The organism is Mycobacterium sp. SMC-4 (assembly GCF_050205565.1).
Classification (GTDB): Bacteria; Actinomycetota; Actinomycetes; order Mycobacteriales; family Mycobacteriaceae; genus Mycobacterium.
The window spans coordinates 114986-131549 of record NZ_JBNMQU010000006.1 but is presented as its reverse complement, the minus strand read 5'-3'; the positions used below and the strand labels follow the sequence as shown (position 1 = coordinate 131549).

Genomic DNA, 16564 nt, shown 5'->3' with positions numbered 1-16564 from the left:
CTGTTCGGTCACGACCCGTGGTGGCTGATGCTGGCCAAGGCGCTGGGCGTCTTCGGATTCCTGGTGCTGACGGTGTTGGCGGCGATCCTCATCGAACGCAAGATCCTCGGCCGCATGCAGATGCGGTTGGGCCCCAACCGTGTTGGGCCCCGCGGGTTGTTGCAGTCGCTGGCCGACGGCGTGAAGCTCGCGCTGAAGGAAGGGCTGGTCCCCGCAGGCGTCGACAAGGCGATCTACCTGGCGGCGCCCGTGATCGCGGTGATCCCGGCGTTCATGGCGTTCGCGGTCATCCCGCTCGGCGGCGAGGTGTCGGTGTTCGGGCACCGGACCGCGCTGCAGCTGACCGATCTGCCGGTCGCGGTGCTCTACATCCTGGCGGTGACCTCGATCGGGGTGTACGGCATCGTGCTGGCCGGCTGGGCGTCGGGGTCGGTGTACCCGTTGCTCGGAGGTCTGCGCTCGACGGCGCAGGTGCTGTCCTACGAGATCGCGATGGGGCTGTCCTTCGTCGCGGTGTTCATCTTCTCGGCGACCATGTCGACCTCGGGAATCGTTGCCGCCCAGCGCGACACGTGGTTTGTGGTGTTGCTGTTGCCGTCGTTTCTGGTCTATCTCGTCTCGATGGTCGGTGAGACCAACCGCGCGCCGTTCGACCTGCCCGAAGCCGAAGGCGAACTGGTCGGCGGATTCCACACCGAGTACTCGTCGCTGAAGTTCGCCATGTTCATGCTCGCCGAGTACGTCAACATGACGACGGTGTCGGCGTTGGCCACCACGATGTTCCTCGGCGGCTGGCAGGCACCGTGGCCGCTGAGCATGATCGACGGCTCCAACAGCGGGTGGTGGCCGCTGCTGTGGTTCACCGCCAAGGTGTGGTTGTTCCTGTTCTTCTTCATGTGGCTGCGGGCCACGCTGCCGCGTCTGCGCTACGACCAGTTCATGGCGCTGGGCTGGAAGCTGCTGATCCCGGTGTCGCTGGGCTGGATCATGATCGCCGCGACCATCCGGGTCGTCGTCGACGGCGACGCCGGCAGGTGGGCCGTCGGACTCGCCGGGGTCGCCACCGTCGCGCTCGTGGCTGCCGCCCTGCGGGTAGGCAGTCGCCGACGACGCGACACCGCGCCTTCCCCGCCTCCCCCGGCTCACGAAACCGGCGCTTTCCCGGTGCCGCCCCTACCCGCGAAGGAGCGTGCCGATGTCTAAGTTCGTCGACGCGATCGCCGGCTTCGGCGTGACGCTGGGCTCGATCTTCAAAAAGCCTGTCACCGAGGAGTATCCGGAGAAACCCGGTCCGGTGGCGCGCCGCTACCACGGGCGCCACCAGCTCAACCGGTATCCCGACGGTCTGGAGAAGTGCATCGGGTGCGAGCTGTGTGCGTGGGCCTGCCCGGCCGACGCGATCTACGTCGAGGGTGCGGACAACACCGACGACGAGCGCTACTCGCCCGGGGAGCGCTACGGCCGCGTCTACCAGATCAACTATCTGCGCTGCATCGGCTGCGGCCTGTGCATCGAGGCCTGTCCCACCCGTGCACTGACGATGACCAACGACTACGAGATGGCCGACGACAACCGCGCCGACCTGATCTACGGCAAGGACAAACTGCTGGCGCCGCTGGAGCCCGGAATGGTTGCCCCGCCGCACCCGATGGCGCCGGGCAGCACCGACGAGGACTACTACCTGGGCAACATCGCCCCGGTGCGTGAGGAGGCTCGGTGAGGTCGCACGGGAGGCGCGGACATGGGTGAGACCGTGTTGTTCTGGGTGTTGGCGGTCGTCTCGGTGGCCGGGGCGCTCGGTGTGGTGGCAGCACCCAAAGCGGTGTATTCAGCGATCTCATTGGCGGGCACGATGATTGCGCTGGCGGTGCTCTACATCGCCCAGGACGCCCCGTTTCTCGGTGTGGTCCAGGTGGTGGTGTACACCGGCGCGGTGATGATGCTGTTCCTGTTCGTCTTGATGCTCATCGGTGTCGACTCGGCCGAATCGCTCGTGGAAACCATTCGCGGCCAGCGCATCGCGGCGATCGTCGGCGGTATCGGGTTCGGTGTCCTGTTGATCGCGGGCATCGGCAGCGTGTCGGTCCACGGGGCGGTCGGTCTGACCGCCGCGAACGCCGACGGCAACGTCGAAGGGCTGGCCGCGCTGATCTTCACCGAGTACCTGTGGGCGTTCGAGCTGACCGGGGCGCTGCTCATCACCGCCACGCTCGGCGCGATGGTGCTCGCACACCGAGAACGTTTCGACCAACGCAAGACCCAACGCGAGCTGGCCATGGAACGCTTCTCCCCCGGCGGCCACCCGACCACCCTGCCCAACCCGGGCGTCTACGCCCGGCACAACGCCGTCGACGTCCCGGCCCGACTGCCCGACGGGTCCGGGTCGCCGTTGTCGGTCAGCGCCATCCTGCAGATTCGCCCGGTGCCCCAGAGCGACGGGGAGCGCGATGAACCCCGATAACTACCTGTACTTGTCGGCGCTGCTGTTCACCATCGGCGCCGCCGGAGTCCTGTTGCGGCGCAGTGCGATCGTGATGTTCATGTGCGTGGAGCTGATGCTCAACGCGTGCAATCTGGCGTTCGTGACGTTCTCCCGCATCCACGGGCATCTCGACGGACAGGTGGTGGCGTTCTTCACGATGGTGGTGGCCGCGTGCGAGGTGGTGGTCGGGCTGGCCATCATCGTCGCGATCTTCCGGACTCGACGTTCGGCCAATGTCGACGCGGCGAATCTGCTGAGGCACTGAGCCGCGATGACCCTACCTGTGTGGTTGCCGATCGCACTGCCGCTGGCCGGTGCGCTGATCTTGTTGCTCGGCGGCCGGCGCACCGACCGGTGGGGGCATCTGCTGGGCACTGCCGCGGTGCTCGGCGCATTCGCTTGCGGGGCAGTCCTGTTCGTGGACATGCTCGGACGCCCGGCCGAGGAGCGCAGCGTCGGCCAGAGCTTGTTCACCTGGATTCCGGTCGGTGAGTTTCGGGTCGACTTCGGATTGCAGCTCGACCAGCTCTCGATGTGCTTTCTGCTGCTGATCACCGGCGTCGGCTCGCTGATCCACATCTACTCGATCGGGTACATGGCCCACGACGCCCACCGGAGAAAGTTCTTCGCCTACCTGAACTTGTTCGTCGCCGCGATGCTGATCCTGGTGCTCGCCGACAACTACCTCGGTCTGTATCTGGGCTGGGAAGGGGTGGGTCTGGCGTCCTACCTGCTGATCGGGTTCTGGGCGCACAAACCGTCGGCGGCCACGGCCGCCAAGAAGGCGTTCGTCGTCAACCGGGTCGGCGACGTCGGTCTGGCCGTCGCGCTGATGGCGATGTTCGCCGCGGTCGGGTCGGTGTCGTTTACCGAGGTGTTCGCCGCCGCACCGCAACTCAGCGAGAACATGCTCACTCTGATCGGGTTGATGCTGCTGCTGGCGGCGTGCGGCAAGTCGGCGCAGGTGCCGTTGCAGTCCTGGCTCGGCGACGCGATGGAAGGCCCGACGCCGGTGTCGGCGCTGATCCACGCCGCGACGATGGTCACCGCGGGTGTCTACCTGATTGTGCGGTCGGGGCCGGTGTTCGACCTGGCGCCGCACGCACAGACCGCGGTGGTGGTCGTCGGTGCGGTGACCCTGTTGTTCGGTGCGGTGATCGGATGCGCCAAGGACGACATCAAGAAGGCCCTGGCCGCCTCGACGATGAGCCAGATCGGCTACATGGTGCTCGCCGCCGGCCTCGGCCCGATCGGGTACGCGGTCGCCATCATGCACCTGCTCACCCACGGGTTCTTCAAGGCCGGCCTGTTCCTCGGAGCGGGTTCGGTGATGCACGCGATGGACGACGAGGTCGACATGCGCCGCTACGGCGGCCTGCGCACAGCATTGCCGGTCACGTTCGTGACGTTCGGTCTCGGGTATCTGGCCATCATCGGTGTGCCGCCGCTGGCCGGGTTCTTCTCCAAGGACAGCATCATCGAGGCCGCTCTCGGTGCCGGCGGCGTCAAAGGCATCGTCCTGGGGGCGGTGACGATCCTGGGTGCGGGGATCACGGCGTTCTACATGACGCGCGTGATGTTGATGACGTTCTTCGGTGAAAAGCGTTGGGCCGGAACAGTGCACCCGCACGAGGCACCCGCGGTGATGACGTGGCCGATGGCCCTGCTGGCGATCGGCTCGGTGGGCTCCGGTGCCGCGCTGGCCATCGGCGGCACTCTCGAGCACTGGCTGGCCCCCGTCGTCGGATCGGCAGAGGTGCACCACGTGCTACCGGTGTGGGTGGTGACGGCGATCGTGTTGTCGGTGGTGGCGGTCGGCATCGCCATTGCTTACCGGATGTACGGAACGCGCCCGATCCCCGCGCAGGTCCCGGCCGGCTCGGGGTGGACCGTGGCCGCCCGTCGCGACCTGTACGGCGACGCGTTCAACGAGAAGGTGTTCATGACCCCGGGTGCGGCGTTCACCAAGGGTCTGGTGGAGATCGACGACGACGCGGTCGACGGTGTGGGCACCGGTTTGGCGAAAGCGGTCGCAGAACTGTCGCGAAGCCTGCGCCGGCTGCAGAACGGATTCGCTCGCTCCTACGCCTTGACGATGTTGGCCGGTGCGGCGCTGCTGACCGCGATGATCCTGGCGGTGAACGTGTGGTGAGCTTCCCGTGGTTGACCGTGTTGTGGGCCGTGCCGATGGTCGGCGCAGTGCTGGTGATGCTGCTGCCTCCGGCGGCCCGCGAACTGGCCAAGTGGGTCGCGCTGGCGGTGTCGCTGGTGGTGCTGGCGCTCACCGCGGTGGTCGCGGTCGGCTTCGACCCGGGCGGTGCGCAGTACCAGTTCGTCGAGAACTACCGCTGGATACCGTCTTTCGGCACCGGGTACATCCTCGGCGTCGACGGGATCGCGTTGGCGTTGGTGGTGCTGACCGCCGTGCTGGTGCCGTTGCTGATCGTGGCGGGTTGGAACGACGCCCGCGACCGGGTCAGCTGGGGCGGCCGGGCGGTCCATGTCTACTTCGCGCTGACGTTGGCCGTCGAGTCCATGGTGCTGATCTCGCTGTTCGCGCTGGACATCCTGCTGTTCTACGTGTTCTTCGAAGCCATGCTGATCCCGATGTACTTCTTGATCGGCGGCTTCGGCGGCGCCCGGCGCAGTGTGGCCGCGGTGAAGTTCCTGTTGTACAACCTTTTCGGCGGGCTGATCATGCTGGCCGCGGTCATCGGGCTCTATGTGGCCACCGCGACGAGTCCCGCGTTCGAGTCGGGCACGTTCGACTTCCGCGCGATCGTCGCGGCGGTCACCGCCGGTGAGTTCGTGCTCAATCCCGTGGTGATGCATCTGATCTTCGGCGGGTTCATGGTGGCGTTCGCGATCAAGGCGCCGCTGTGGCCGCTGCACCGCTGGCTGCCCGACGCGGCCGTCGAAGCCACCCCGGCCAGCGCGGTGCTGATGATGGCGATCATGGACAAGGTCGGTACGTTCGGCATGATCCGCTACTGCCTGCCGCTGTTCGGCGACTCGTCGGCGTACTTCCGGCCGTTGATCATCACGCTGGCGGTGATCGGCATCGTCTACGGCGCCGTGGTCGCCATCGGGCAGACCGATGTCATGAGGTTGATCGCCTACACGTCGATCTCACATTTCGGGTTCATCATCCTCGGCATATTCGTGATGACCTCGCAGGGTCAGTCCGGGTCGACGCTGTACATGATCAACCACGGCATCTCGACAGCAGCGTTGTTCCTGATCGCCGGTTTCCTGGTGTCGCAACGTGGCTCGCGACTCATCAGCTCCTATGGCGGTGTGCAGAAGGTCGCTCCGGTCCTGGCGGGCACGTTCCTGGTGGCCGGGTTGGCGACGCTGTCGCTGCCGGGGCTGGCGCCGTTCATCAGTGAGTTCCTGGTGTTGATCGGCACGTTCACCCGGTACCCGGTGCTCGCGGTGCTCGCCGCGACCGCGCTGGTGCTCTCGGCGATCTACATCCTGTGGACCTACCAGCGGATGATGACCGGTCCGGTCACCGACGGCAACGCCGAGCTGCGCGATCTGCGACCCCGTGAGGTCGCCGTCGCGGCGCCGCTGATCGCGTTGCTGGTGCTGCTGGGGGTCTATCCCAAACCGGCGCTGGACATCATCGATCCGGCGGTGGGCCACACGTTGACCACGATCGACCAGTCCGATCCGGCACCTGCTGTCGCGGAAGGACCGCTGCGATGAACCCCGCGACCCCGTCGGTCGAGTTCGGCCTGATCTCCCCGATGCTGATCGTGTTCGGCGCAGCCGTGCTCAGTGTGCTGGTCGAAGCGTTCCTGCCGCGCCGGTGGCGCTGCACCGCGCAACTCTGCGTCAGTCTGGCCGGTCTGGTGGCTGCTCTGGCGGCGGTGGTGCTGGTGGCCCGAGACCTCGGCGGCACGAACGGGTCCCCGGCGGTGATGGGCGCGTTGGCGGTGGACCGGCCGGCGCTGTTCCTGCAGGCCACCATCCTGGTGATGGGTGTGCTGGGCGTCCTGCTCATCGGTCAGCGCCACATCGCCGCCGGCGGCGAGAACACCGAGAACACAGCCGGTCTGGACGGCTTCACACCGCAGGCCTCGGCGGTGGCGGGCAGCGTCGCCGAGCAGGTCGCGGTCCGCGCCGGCGTCGTGCAGACCGAGGTCTTCCCGCTCACACTGTTCGCCACCGGCGGCATGCTGATCTTCCCCGCCTCCAACGATCTGTTGTCGATGTTCATCGCATTGGAAGTGCTGTCGCTACCGCTGTATCTGCTGTGCGGTCTGGCGCGGCGGCGCCGTCTGCTGTCCCAGGAGGCGGCGCTCAAATACTTTCTGCTGGGCGCATTCTCGTCGGCGTTCTTTCTGTACGGCGCCGCGCTGCTGTACGGCTACGCCGGCACGCTGACGCTGCCCGGCATCGCAGACGCCGTCGCGGCGGGTACGGGCACCACCTCGATGGCGCTCGTCGGTGTCGCGCTGCTGCTCGTCGGTGTCCTGTTCAAAGTCGGTGCGGTGCCGTTCCACTCGTGGATCCCGGACGTCTATCAGGGGGCCCCGACACCGATCACGGCATTCATGGCCGCCGCCACCAAGATCGCGGCGTTCGGCGCGCTGCTGCGCCTGTTCTACGTCGCGCTGCCGGCGCTGCAGGACGCCTGGCGGCCGGTGCTGTGGACGGTGGCGATCCTGACCATGGCGATCGGCACCGTGGCCGCGGTCTCCCAGGTCGACGTCAAACGGATGCTGGGCTACTCGGCGGTGGCGCACAGCGGCTTCATCCTGACCGGTGTCGTCGCGGCCAACTCGGCCGGGGTGTCGTCGACGCTGTTCTATCTGTTCGCCTACGGTTTCTCGACCGTGGGCGCCTTCGCGATCGTGTCGCTGGTGCGCCGGCCGTCGGGTGAGGAGGACACCGCCCTGGCGCAGTGGGCCGGGCTCGGACGTCGCCATCCCGTGGTGGGGATCGTGTTCTCGCTGTTTCTGCTGGCATTCGCGGGTATCCCGTTGACCAGTGGCTTCGTCAGCAAGTTCGCGGTGTTCAAGGCGGCCGGCGAAGGTGGGGCCATCCCGCTGGTGGTCGTCGGCGTGATCGCCAGCGCGATCGCGGCGTACTTCTACGTCCGGGTGATCGTGATGATGTTCTTCACCGATCAGCCCGACGACGCTCCGGAGGTGGTGGTGCCCGGTGTGGTGACCACCTCCGTCGTCGCGGTCACCGCCGCAGTGACGTTCGCGCTCGGCGCCCTTCCGCAGCCGGTGCTGGACCTGGTGAACTCGTCTGACCGCTTCCTCTGAAACCCTGTGATAGCAACATCGCATGGCCTTTGAAGACGCAGCACAAACGGCACAACTGGTACTCACCGCGGACCTCGACGCGGTGCGGGTGCTCACGCTGAACCGCCCGTCGGCCCGCAACGCGCTCGGACGCGAACTGATCCGCGCTCTCTACGACGCGTTGACCGCCGCTGACGCCGACGAGTCCGTCCACGCGGTGGTGCTGACCGGGACCGATCCGGCGTTCTGCGCCGGTGTCGACCTCAAAGAGGCGGCCAACAACGGCATGGCCTACTTCGACGAGTTCCGGTCTCACGACTGCATCGCCGCGGTGGCGCAGATGCGCACGCCGGTCGTGGGCGCCGTCAACGGGCCGACGTTCACCGGTGGCCTGGAGATCGCGCTCGGGTGCGACTTCCTGATCGCATCGGAGCGGGCCGTGTTCGCCGACACCCACGCGCGGGTCGGCATCTTGCCCGGCGGCGGCATGACGGCGCGACTGCCCCAGGTGGTGGGTGCGGCGATGGCGCGGCGGCTGTCGATGACGGGCGAGGTCGTCGACGCGGCCCGCGCCGAACGCATCGGGCTGGTCACCGAAGTCGTGCCGCACGAGCACCTGCTCCCCCGGGCGGTCGACCTCGCGACGCAGATCGCCGAGGTGCCGCGGGCCACGATGCGGGGTCTCAAGCAGATCTACACGACCGGCGCGGCCGCGGTGATCGACCCGGCGTTGGCGGCCGAGGACCAGATCGCGAGCCGCCAGCACCGCGACCTCGACACCCTCGGGACCCGTTTCGACGCGGTGACCCAACGCAACAAGAGTCAGATTCCGCCGTCCTGACCAACGGACGTCAGCGGGCCGAGACGCCGTGCAGCAGGATCTCGGTGACGCTGTCCACCCAGCCCGTCTGGGTCAGGTCGTCGGGCGACTGCAGCACCGCGAGCAGGGTGGCTCCGCCGATGAAGTCGACGAGCCGTTCCGAGGCGACACCGCTTCGCACCTCGCCGCGCTCGATGGCGTCGTTGAGACGTTCCTGCATTGCCACGATCACGCTGCCGAATCGGGCCGCGACGCGTCCGGCCAGGTCGGCGTCGGCAGTCATGTCGGCGATCAGACCGGGCAGCGCGGCGCGGACCACCGGGCTGGTGAAGATCTCGCGCGTCACCTCCAGCATGGCGCGCAGGTCGGCGCCGAAGTCGCCGGGCGGGGTCTCGATGGCCGACGGGGTGGCGGGGAAGGCGGCCTCGTGAACCAGCTCGGCCTTGCTGGACCACCGGCGGTACAGCGCGGTCTTGGTGGTGCCGGCCCGCTCGGCGACCGCGGCCATCGTCAGGTTGTTGTATCCGATTTCGACAAGAAGCTCCGTGGTGGCCTGCAGTATGGCAGCGTCGATACGCGGATCGCGTGGCCGGCCGGCGCCGGGGCTCTTGTCAGCCGAAGGTTCGTCTGCTTTCATATCGCTACCCATCGTATCGTAATTGGTGGCGGGAAGGATCCATTGTGAGCAGTGAACCAACCGTCGAGGACGTTGAACGCCTGCAACGCTCCAGCCGCGACATGTCAGATGTGCCGGCAAAGCTGGCGCAGTGGCTGTCGACAGTGCTTCCCGACGCCGCTCCGCAGATCGTCGTCGAAAGCGGTGTCGACAGCAATGGCATGTCCTCTGAAACGATACTGCTGGCCGGACGCTGGCAACAGGCCGGCGCGATGGTCGAACAGAAGTGGGTCGCGCGGGTGGCGCCGGCCGAGGCCGACGTTCCGGTATTCGAACACTACCGCCTCGATCACCAGCACGAGGTCATGCGATTGGTCGCCGAACTCACCGACGTGCCGATGCCGCGCGTCCGTTGGCTCGAACCCAAGGGACACGTCCTGGGCCGGCCGTTCTTCCTGATGGACCGGGTCGACGGCGTCGTCCCGCCCGACGTGATGCCCTACACGTTCGGCGGGAACTGGCTGTTCGACGCCACACCAGAACAGCAGCGACAGCTCCAGGACCGCAGCGTCGCGGTGCTGGCCACGCTGCACAGCATTCCGAACGCCCAGCAGACCTTCGGCTTCCTACAGGACACCGACCCGCCCGGAGAGACGGCGCTGCACCGCCACTTCGGATGGCTGAAGCGCTGGTATGAGTTCAGCGTGCCCGACATCGGCCGCTCGGCGCTGGTGGAACGCGCCCTGGCGTGGCTCGACGCGCACTTCCCCGACGACGTTGCCGCAGCCGAACCCGTCCTCGCGTGGGGTGACGCGCGCATCGGCAACGTGATCTACCAGGACTTCTCCCCTGCCGCGGTGCTGGACTGGGAGATGGCCACCGTCGGGCCACGCCACCTGGACCTGGCGTGGATGTGCTTTGCGCACATGGTTTTTCAGGAACTCACCAAGCTCGCCGGGCTGGCGGGTATGCCCGAGTTCCTGCGTGAACGGGACGTGCTGGCCACCTACCGCGACCTGACCGGCGTCGAGATCACCGATCTGCACTGGTTCTACGTCTACTCCGGGGTGATCTGGTGCTGCGTGTTCATGCGCACCGGGGCGCGGCGGGTTCGCTTCGGCGAGATCGAGAAACCCGACGACGTCGAATCGCTGTTCTACCACGCCTCGTTGCTGCGCCGACTGATCGGAGAGGAAAGCTGATGCTCGGACCGATGGACGAATACCCGGTGCACCAGGTCGCGCAGCCGATCGCCTGGCCGGGGTCGTCGGACCGCAACTTCTACGATCGCTCCTACTTCAACGCCCACGACCGCACCGGTGACATCTTCGTCGTCACCGGCATCGGCTACTACCCGAATCTCGGGGTCAAAGACGCGTTCCTGTTGGTCAGGCAGGCCGACACCCAGACCGCGGTCCATCTGTCCGGCGCCATCGACTCCGACCGCCTCAACCAGCACGTCGGCAACTACCGCGTGGAGGTCATCGAACCGCTGCGCAAGCTGCGCATCATCTGCGACGAAACCGAGGGCATCGCAGCGGATCTCACGTGGGAGGGCCTGTTCGACGCGGTGCAGGAACAGCCGCACGTGATGCGGCGCGGCAACCGGGTCACCCTCGATGCGCAACGCTTCGCGCAGGTCGGGACGTGGAGCGGTGTTCTCAGCATCGACGGCCAGGACATCGACGTCGACCCGGACCGCTGGATCGGCACCCGGGACCGCTCGTGGGGCATCCGGCCGGTCGGCGAGGCCGAACCCGCCGGCCGTCCCGACGACCCGCCGTTCGAGGGGATGTGGTGGCTCTACGTGCCGATGGCGTTCGACGACTTCGGCATCGTGATCATCATCCAGGAGGACCCGTCGGGGTTCCGGTCGCTCAACGACTGCACCCGTATCTGGAAGGACGGCCGCGTCGAACAACTCGGTTGGCCGCGCGTGACTGTGCGCTACCGCTCGGGTACGCGCATCCCGACGGGCGCCACCATCGACGCGACCGCATTCGACGGCAGCCCGGTGCGTTTCGAGGTCGAGTCGAAGCTCGCGGTGCCGATCCATGTGGGCGGCGGGTACGGCGGCGACCCGGACTGGCTGCACGGAATGTGGAAGGGCGACAACTTCATCGAACGGGTGACGTACGACATGACCGATCCGGCCATCGTCGGCCGCGCCGGATTCGGGGTGATCGACCATGTCGGCCGGGCGGTGTGCCGCGACGCCGACGGTGCAGAACGTGAAGGCTGGGGCCTGTTCGAGCACGGCGCGCTGGGACGCCACGACCCGTCCGGCTTCGCGGACTGGCTGACCGTCGCGCCCTGAACACCCCGCCGAAATTGCATTCCACGCGTGTCAACTCGCGGTTTGACGCGCGTGGAATGCAATTTCGGCGGAGACAGAACTCGGAGTCAGGCCGGTCGCGGCTCGCGGACCTTCGCGCGGCCGAACACCATCTGCTCGCCGATGCGGTCGAAACGGTGATCGATCGCATCGAGCAGATAGTTGTGTCGCACGTTCCACGGTCGGTGCGTTCCGGACTTCGGTAGCGCGTGCGGTGCCCGTTTCACGTACCCGGCGTTGATGTTCCACGCCGGCTTCTCGGCCATCACGGCGTCGCCCAGATGCGGGTAAGCGTGGGTGTAGCCGCGCTCGTCCATGTACGCCAACAGATCTGCGACCGCCCGCGCGGTCAGGTCGGCCCGCAATGTCCACGACGCGTTGATGTACCCCACGCACCACGCCAGGTTCGGTACGTCTTCGAGCAGGTGCTCCTTGTAGACGAACCGTTCCTGAGGCTTGATCTCCTCGCCGTCGATGCTCAGGTGCACGCCGCCGAGCGCCTGCAACTGCAGACCGGTGGCCGTGACGAGCACGTCGGCGTCGATGCGCTGCCCGGACTTGAGCACCACCCCCGCCCGATCGACGTGGTCGATCTGGTCGGTGACCACATCGGCGCGGCCGTCACCGATGGCTTCGTAGAAGTCACCGGACAGGATCAGGCACAGCCGCTGATCCCAGGGGTCGTAGGAGGGCTTGAAGTGCACATCGACCGGATAGCCCTTGGGCAGATAGATTTTCGCCACGGCGCGGATGATGCGTCGGCTCAGCCTGGGGGCTTTCTGCGCGACCGCGTACACGGTCACGATGAACAGCAGGTTGTACAGCCACGCCAGGCGGTAGCCCAGCCGACGCGGCGGGATCTTGCGCAGGAACTGCACCACCGGGTTGATGCGCTGCCCCGACAGCAGATACGTCGGCGACCGCTGCAGCATCGTCACGTGCGCGGCGTCGCGCACCAGCGCCGGCACCATGCTGATGGCGGTGGCGCCGCTGCCGACGACGAGCACCTTCTTGCCGCTGTAGTCCAGGTCTTCGGGCCAGTGCTGCGGATGGATGACCGGGCCGGCGAATTCACCCAAGCCGGGGATGTCGGGCCGGTAGGGGTGGTCGTAGTCGTAGTAGCCGGTCGCGAAGAACAGGAACCGGCTGCGCAGGGTGCCGGCCTGTCCGTCGTGGTCGATCTGCACCACCCAGGTATCGGTGTTCGAGTCCCAGTTCGCCGACAGGACCCGGGTGTCGAACTGGATGTGCCGGTGGATGTCGTGCTTGCGCGCGGTGTCCTCGAGATAGTTGCGGATGTCGGGACCGTCGGCGACGTTCTCCGGCCGCGACCACGGCTCCCACGGATAGGACAGCGTCAGAATGTCGCTGTCCGAACGGATCCCGGGGTACCGGTGCAGATCCCAGGTACCGCCGATCCGGGAACGGCGTTCCAGGATCTTGTAGCTCAACTGCGGGTTGCGCTCGGCGATGCGGTAGGCGGCGCCGATTCCGGAGATCCCGGCTCCGATGATCAGGACATCGGTTTCCGGGCGTTCGGTGAGTTCATGATGCTGGCGCACCCGCAACCTCCTTTGGTCCGCGTACGTACCACCATATGGGTCATCGAGCGAGCGCGTCGACGATCTCGCTCAACGAATTCAGCGGAATGGGTCCCGGCTGGTAGAGGCACACGGTGTCGGCGACACCGGCGACCCGGTCACGGATATGGGCGGCGATGTCGGCCGGCGAACCGCACGCGGCGATGGTGTGCAGCACGTCGTCGGTGATCAGCTGCCCCATGTCCTGCCAACGGCCCTGTTTGGACAGCGCATTGAGTTCGGGTTGCAGCTCACCCCACCCGTGCACGTCGAGCACCGGGCGGTAGGCCGGCGTGGACCCGTAGAACGCCAACAGCCGTCGCGCCGCGCTGTGCGTCGGATCCTGCTCGGCGACCGACACGATGATCTCGGGCACCACCGCCAGATCGGCACGGGTGCGCCCGGCCGCCGACAGACCGGCCGCGACCTGCGGCAACGTCACCTCGTGCAGGAACCGCTTCGACCCGAACGGCATGACCAGCAGACCGTCGGCGACCTCGGCGGTCATCCGCGTCAGCCGCGGCCCCAGCGCGCCGACGTAGATCGGGGGCGGAGTGAACTCGGCGCGCGGCACGAACGTCGGCGTCATCAGCGTGTGACGGTAGAACTCGCCGCGGAAATCCAGCCGCTCTCCTGTGGTCCACGCCGCGAAAATCGCACGCAGGGCGCCGACGAGCTCGCGCATCCGCGCGACGGGCTGGTCGAATTCCGCGCCGAACCGCTTCTCGATCTGCGTGCGGATCTGGGTGCCCAGCCCGAGGGTGAACCGGCCGCCGGACAGCAGCTGATGATCCACCGCCTGGTGGGCAAGGTGAATCGGGTTGCGCGGGAACGCGATCGCGACGTTGGTCAGCAGATCCAGACCGCCGACTGTCGCGGCCAGCGTCAGCGGCGCGAACACATCGTGTGGGCCTTCGAAGGTGAACACGCCGCTGGCGCCGGCCTCGCGCAGCGCGTGCGCCCGTTCGATCGCGTCAGTGGGGCCGAACAGCGCCGTCATCACCTGCACAACGGGCCACCCTAGTGCGAATTCGGCGCGAAAAACGTCGCTACACGTCCGTGAGCGCGCCGAATCCGCGAGTATGGGCACCATGGGCAGCAAGGGCGCCGTGGTGGTCGTGGGCGCGGGGTTCGCGGGGCTGACCGCGGCCCGCGAGCTGACCCGGCTGGGGCACGACGTGGTCGTCGTCGAGGGACGCGACCGGGTCGGCGGGCGGTCCTACACCGTCGAGTTGGCGGGGGTGCCGGTCGACCTGGGGGCCACGTTCGTCGGCCCGACGCAGGACGCGGTGCTGGGACTGGCCGACGAACTGGGCTGCGCGCGCGTGCGCACGTACGGGCAGGGCCGCAACCTGATCCGGTGGCGCGGCCGGGTTCGGCGATACCGCAGCACCATCCCCCGGCTGTCGGTGCTCGAACTGCTCGACGTGTCCCGCATCCAGTGGCGCTTCGAACGCATCTGCCGGAAAGTGTCGGTCAGCCAACCCTGGACCACACCGGGCGCCGCGCAGCTCGACGACATCTCGCTGGACCGCTGGCTGAAATCCGTCCACGCCGGGGCCTCGGCGCGCGACCTGATGGCGATCATGTCGCGCGTGACCTGGGGTGCCGAGCCCGACGAGGTATCGCTGCTGCACGCGGTGCGCTATGTCAAGGCCGCCGGCGGGCTCGGCCGCATGCTCGACGTGGAGGGCGGTGCCCAGCAGGAGCGGCTGGTCGCCGGCACCCAGCAGATCGCGTTGCGGATGGCCGAACAGCTCGGGGACCGGGTGCGTCTGGGCGCCCCGGTCCGCCGCATCGCGACCGGACCCGACGGCACCCTGACCGTCACGGCCGGCGTCGACACGTTCCCGGCCGACGCCGTCGTGGTCGCGATCCCACCCGCGCACCGCGCGGGCATCGAGTTCGATCCGCCGCTGCCGCCGGGCTATGACGACCTGGCCCGCCATTGGCCGCAGGGCCGGCTGAGCAAGGCCTACGCCGCCTACGACAACCCGTTCTGGCGCCGCGGCGGATGCTCCGGTGAAGCGCTCTCCGACGAAGGGCCGGTGTTCATCACCTTCGACGTCAGCCCGAGCGACTCCGGTCCCGGCGTACTGCTCGGGTTCACCGACGCCCGCACGTTCGACCGCCTGCCCGATGACCGGCGGCGCGAGGTGGCGCTGGCCGGTTTCGCCGCGCTGTTCGGCGACGCCGCCCGCCGGCCGATCGCCTACCTGGACCACTGTTGGGGCACTGAGGATTTCGCTCCCGGCGGCCCGACCGCGGCGGTGCCGCCCGGCGCATGGACCCAGCACGGGCAGTGGTTGCGCGCGCCGGTCAACGGCATCCACTGGGCCGGCACCGAGACCGCCGAGGTGTGGACGGGCTTCCTCGACGGCGCGGTGCGGTCAGGACGGCGCGCCGCGGCCGACGTCCATCAGGAGCTGACGCGGCGCGGCTGAGCCACCGACTCGAGCAGCCATCGCAGCTCGGTGTTGACCTCGGTGGGGCGCTCCAGAATGGCGCAGTGACCGCCGGGCAGCTCGACGAACCGGGTCAGGTTCGGCGCTGACCTCGCGATCCGGCGCGCCGACACCATCGGCGCGATACGGTCTCCGCGGCTGCCGATCACCAGTGTCGGCACGGTCAGGTTGGTCAGGTCGATGTGCTCGGGTCCGAGATTGTCGACCAACACGGTGGCCCATCCGCGGCGTCCGGCCGGCGGCGTCGCGTTGAACAGGTCGAAGACGAACCGGCCGATACCCGGGTCGGCGTCTGGGCCCACGGCGACCATCGACACGAGCCGGCGCCCGGGCGGGCCCACCACCCTGGTCAGCGGGGCTCCACCGAACGTGCGGATGACGCTCGCCGCGGTGCGCACCCGGACCTGCGCCAGACTGGTGGGCACCGGCAACAGCTTGACGTTCTCGAGCAGTTCGCCGGTGGTGGTGTTGATCAGCGCCACCGCGTCGGCGCGGCGCGCCACACTGTCGGGGAACCGCGCCGACCATGACGTGATCGCGATGCCGCCCATCGAGTGGCCCGCGATCACCGCGCGCTCGTCGGGAGCCAGCGTCGCCTCCAGCACCGAATCCAGGTCTGCGGCCAGGTGGTCCAGGGTGTATCCCCCGCGCCGCGGCGGGATCCCGCTGCGCCCGTGTCCGCGGTGGTCGTAGGCGATGACGCGGTAGTGCGCCGACAGGTCGGCGATCTGGTGCGCCCAGACCCGCAGCGCACAGGTGATGCCGTGCGCCAGCACGATCGGGTAGCCGTCGGCGGGACCGAAGACCTCGGTGTGCAACCGCACCCCGTCGCGGGACCGCACCTCGATGATCCGCCCCTCGGGCAGCGACGCAGCGGGCGTGAACGTCCGTCGTCGTCTGGCCCTGATCCGCTCTGCCATGGCCACTCCTGCTGTTTCGACGACGTTGCCGGGAACCGACTGTACCGACGAGGACCTCTTCGGATGGGCTGAATCCGGGTTGATC

15 protein-coding genes are annotated in these 16564 nt (G+C 67.9%); 11 read left to right on the top strand and 4 right to left on the bottom strand.

Annotated features, from left to right (window positions below; all coding sequences use genetic code 11):
* Nucleotides 1–27: 27 nt before the first annotated feature.
* The 8 genes from nuoH to ACQI46_RS12540 are packed head-to-tail and all read left to right on the top strand — an operon-like array spanning nucleotide 28 to nucleotide 8584.
* On the top strand, nucleotides 28–1203 hold the full coding sequence (gene nuoH / locus ACQI46_RS12575; RefSeq protein WP_427094512.1) for an NADH-quinone oxidoreductase subunit NuoH: 1176 nt from the start codon (nucleotides 28–30) through the stop codon (nucleotides 1201–1203).
* Nucleotides 1196–1720 (top strand): NADH-quinone oxidoreductase subunit NuoI, encoded by a 525-nt coding sequence (nuoI, locus tag ACQI46_RS12570; RefSeq protein WP_427094331.1) that lies wholly within the window; start codon nucleotides 1196–1198, stop codon nucleotides 1718–1720. The genes nuoH and nuoI overlap by 8 nt, the downstream gene beginning before the upstream one ends.
* Nucleotides 1721–1741: 21 nt before the next feature.
* Complete coding sequence (locus ACQI46_RS12565) at nucleotides 1742–2461, top strand: NADH-quinone oxidoreductase subunit J (RefSeq protein WP_427094330.1); 720 nt, start codon at nucleotides 1742–1744, stop codon at nucleotides 2459–2461.
* The gene (nuoK, locus tag ACQI46_RS12560; RefSeq protein ID WP_427094329.1) at nucleotides 2448–2747 is read left to right on the top strand and encodes an NADH-quinone oxidoreductase subunit NuoK; all 300 of its coding nucleotides are present in this window, start codon (nucleotides 2448–2450) and stop codon (nucleotides 2745–2747) included. Before ACQI46_RS12565 ends, nuoK begins: the two co-directional genes overlap by 14 nt.
* A 6-nt stretch (nucleotides 2748–2753) precedes the next feature.
* Nucleotides 2754–4634 carry an NADH-quinone oxidoreductase subunit L gene (gene nuoL, locus ACQI46_RS12555; RefSeq protein ID WP_427094328.1) on the top strand — a complete coding sequence of 627 codons (1881 nt, stop codon included), beginning with the start codon at nucleotides 2754–2756 and terminating at the stop codon, nucleotides 4632–4634.
* On the top strand, nucleotides 4628–6193 hold the full coding sequence (locus ACQI46_RS12550; RefSeq protein WP_427094327.1) for an NADH-quinone oxidoreductase subunit M: 1566 nt from the start codon (nucleotides 4628–4630) through the stop codon (nucleotides 6191–6193). Before nuoL ends, ACQI46_RS12550 begins: the two co-directional genes overlap by 7 nt.
* Entirely contained in the window at nucleotides 6190–7764 is a 1575-nt protein-coding gene (gene nuoN, locus ACQI46_RS12545) for an NADH-quinone oxidoreductase subunit NuoN (protein ID WP_427094326.1), read from the top strand. The genes ACQI46_RS12550 and nuoN overlap by 4 nt, the downstream gene beginning before the upstream one ends.
* A gap of 22 nt (nucleotides 7765–7786) precedes the next feature.
* A complete protein-coding gene (locus ACQI46_RS12540; RefSeq protein ID WP_427094325.1) occupies nucleotides 7787–8584 on the top strand; it encodes an enoyl-CoA hydratase in 798 nt (265 codons plus the stop codon).
* Between the two features lie 10 nt (nucleotides 8585–8594).
* Here the strand turns inward: ACQI46_RS12540 and ACQI46_RS12535 are convergent, their stop codons facing one another.
* Nucleotides 8595–9200 carry a TetR family transcriptional regulator gene (locus tag ACQI46_RS12535; protein WP_427094324.1) on the bottom strand — a complete coding sequence of 202 codons (606 nt, stop codon included), beginning with the start codon at nucleotides 9198–9200 and terminating at the stop codon, nucleotides 8595–8597.
* 44 nt (nucleotides 9201–9244) lie between these two features.
* Here ACQI46_RS12535 and ACQI46_RS12530 point away from each other — a divergent pair, with 44 nt between their 5' ends.
* Both ACQI46_RS12530 and ACQI46_RS12525 read left to right on the top strand, forming a co-directional pair.
* The gene (locus tag ACQI46_RS12530) at nucleotides 9245–10381 is read left to right on the top strand and encodes a phosphotransferase family protein (RefSeq protein WP_427094323.1); all 1137 of its coding nucleotides are present in this window, start codon (nucleotides 9245–9247) and stop codon (nucleotides 10379–10381) included.
* Nucleotides 10381–11496, top strand: a complete 1116-nt coding sequence (locus tag ACQI46_RS12525; protein WP_427094322.1) for a hypothetical protein — start codon at nucleotides 10381–10383, stop codon at nucleotides 11494–11496. Before ACQI46_RS12530 ends, ACQI46_RS12525 begins: the two co-directional genes overlap by 1 nt.
* Nucleotides 11497–11582: 86 nt before the next feature.
* Here ACQI46_RS12525 and ACQI46_RS12520 read toward each other — a convergent pair whose 3' ends face one another.
* Both ACQI46_RS12520 and ACQI46_RS12515 read right to left on the bottom strand, forming a co-directional pair.
* Nucleotides 11583–13076: a flavin-containing monooxygenase gene (locus tag ACQI46_RS12520; RefSeq protein WP_427094321.1), complete on the bottom strand. Its 1494-nt coding sequence runs from the start codon at nucleotides 13074–13076 to the stop codon at nucleotides 11583–11585.
* A 40-nt stretch (nucleotides 13077–13116) separates the two neighbouring features.
* On the bottom strand, nucleotides 13117–14094 hold the full coding sequence (locus tag ACQI46_RS12515) for a TIGR03617 family F420-dependent LLM class oxidoreductase (protein ID WP_427094511.1): 978 nt from the start codon (nucleotides 14092–14094) through the stop codon (nucleotides 13117–13119).
* A 91-nt stretch (nucleotides 14095–14185) separates the two neighbouring features.
* On the opposite strand from ACQI46_RS12515, the gene ACQI46_RS12510 reads away from it, so the two are divergent.
* Entirely contained in the window at nucleotides 14186–15538 is a 1353-nt protein-coding gene (locus tag ACQI46_RS12510; protein ID WP_427094320.1) for a flavin monoamine oxidase family protein, read from the top strand.
* Here ACQI46_RS12510 and ACQI46_RS12505 read toward each other — a convergent pair.
* Nucleotides 15514–16479: an alpha/beta fold hydrolase gene (locus tag ACQI46_RS12505; protein ID WP_427094319.1), complete on the bottom strand. Its 966-nt coding sequence runs from the start codon at nucleotides 16477–16479 to the stop codon at nucleotides 15514–15516. The genes ACQI46_RS12510 and ACQI46_RS12505 overlap by 25 nt on opposite strands.
* Nucleotides 16480–16564: the final 85 nt, after the last annotated feature.

What these genes read in the sequence shown, in the direction of transcription:
- nuoH (WP_427094512.1), top strand. Translation starts at nt 28, where the DNA reads ATGCTGGCCAAGGCGCTGGGCGTCTTCGGATTCCTGGTGCTGACGGTG.
- nuoI (WP_427094331.1), top strand. Translation starts at nt 1,196, where the DNA reads ATGTCTAAGTTCGTCGACGCGATCGCCGGCTTCGGCGTGACGCTGGGC.
- ACQI46_RS12565 (WP_427094330.1), top strand. Translation starts at nt 1,742, where the DNA reads ATGGGTGAGACCGTGTTGTTCTGGGTGTTGGCGGTCGTCTCGGTGGCC.
- nuoK (WP_427094329.1), top strand. Translation starts at nt 2,448, where the DNA reads ATGAACCCCGATAACTACCTGTACTTGTCGGCGCTGCTGTTCACCATC.
- nuoL (WP_427094328.1), top strand. Translation starts at nt 2,754, where the DNA reads ATGACCCTACCTGTGTGGTTGCCGATCGCACTGCCGCTGGCCGGTGCG.
- nuoN (WP_427094326.1), top strand. Translation starts at nt 6,190, where the DNA reads ATGAACCCCGCGACCCCGTCGGTCGAGTTCGGCCTGATCTCCCCGATG.
- ACQI46_RS12540 (WP_427094325.1), top strand. Translation starts at nt 7,787, where the DNA reads ATGGCCTTTGAAGACGCAGCACAAACGGCACAACTGGTACTCACCGCG.
- ACQI46_RS12535 (WP_427094324.1), bottom strand. Translation starts at nt 9,200, where the DNA reads ATGAAAGCAGACGAACCTTCGGCTGACAAGAGCCCCGGCGCCGGCCGG.
- ACQI46_RS12525 (WP_427094322.1), top strand. Translation starts at nt 10,381, where the DNA reads ATGCTCGGACCGATGGACGAATACCCGGTGCACCAGGTCGCGCAGCCG.
- ACQI46_RS12515 (WP_427094511.1), bottom strand. Translation starts at nt 14,094, where the DNA reads ATGACGGCGCTGTTCGGCCCCACTGACGCGATCGAACGGGCGCACGCG.
- ACQI46_RS12510 (WP_427094320.1), top strand. Translation starts at nt 14,186, where the DNA reads ATGGGCAGCAAGGGCGCCGTGGTGGTCGTGGGCGCGGGGTTCGCGGGG.
- ACQI46_RS12505 (WP_427094319.1), bottom strand. Translation starts at nt 16,479, where the DNA reads ATGGCAGAGCGGATCAGGGCCAGACGACGACGGACGTTCACGCCCGCT.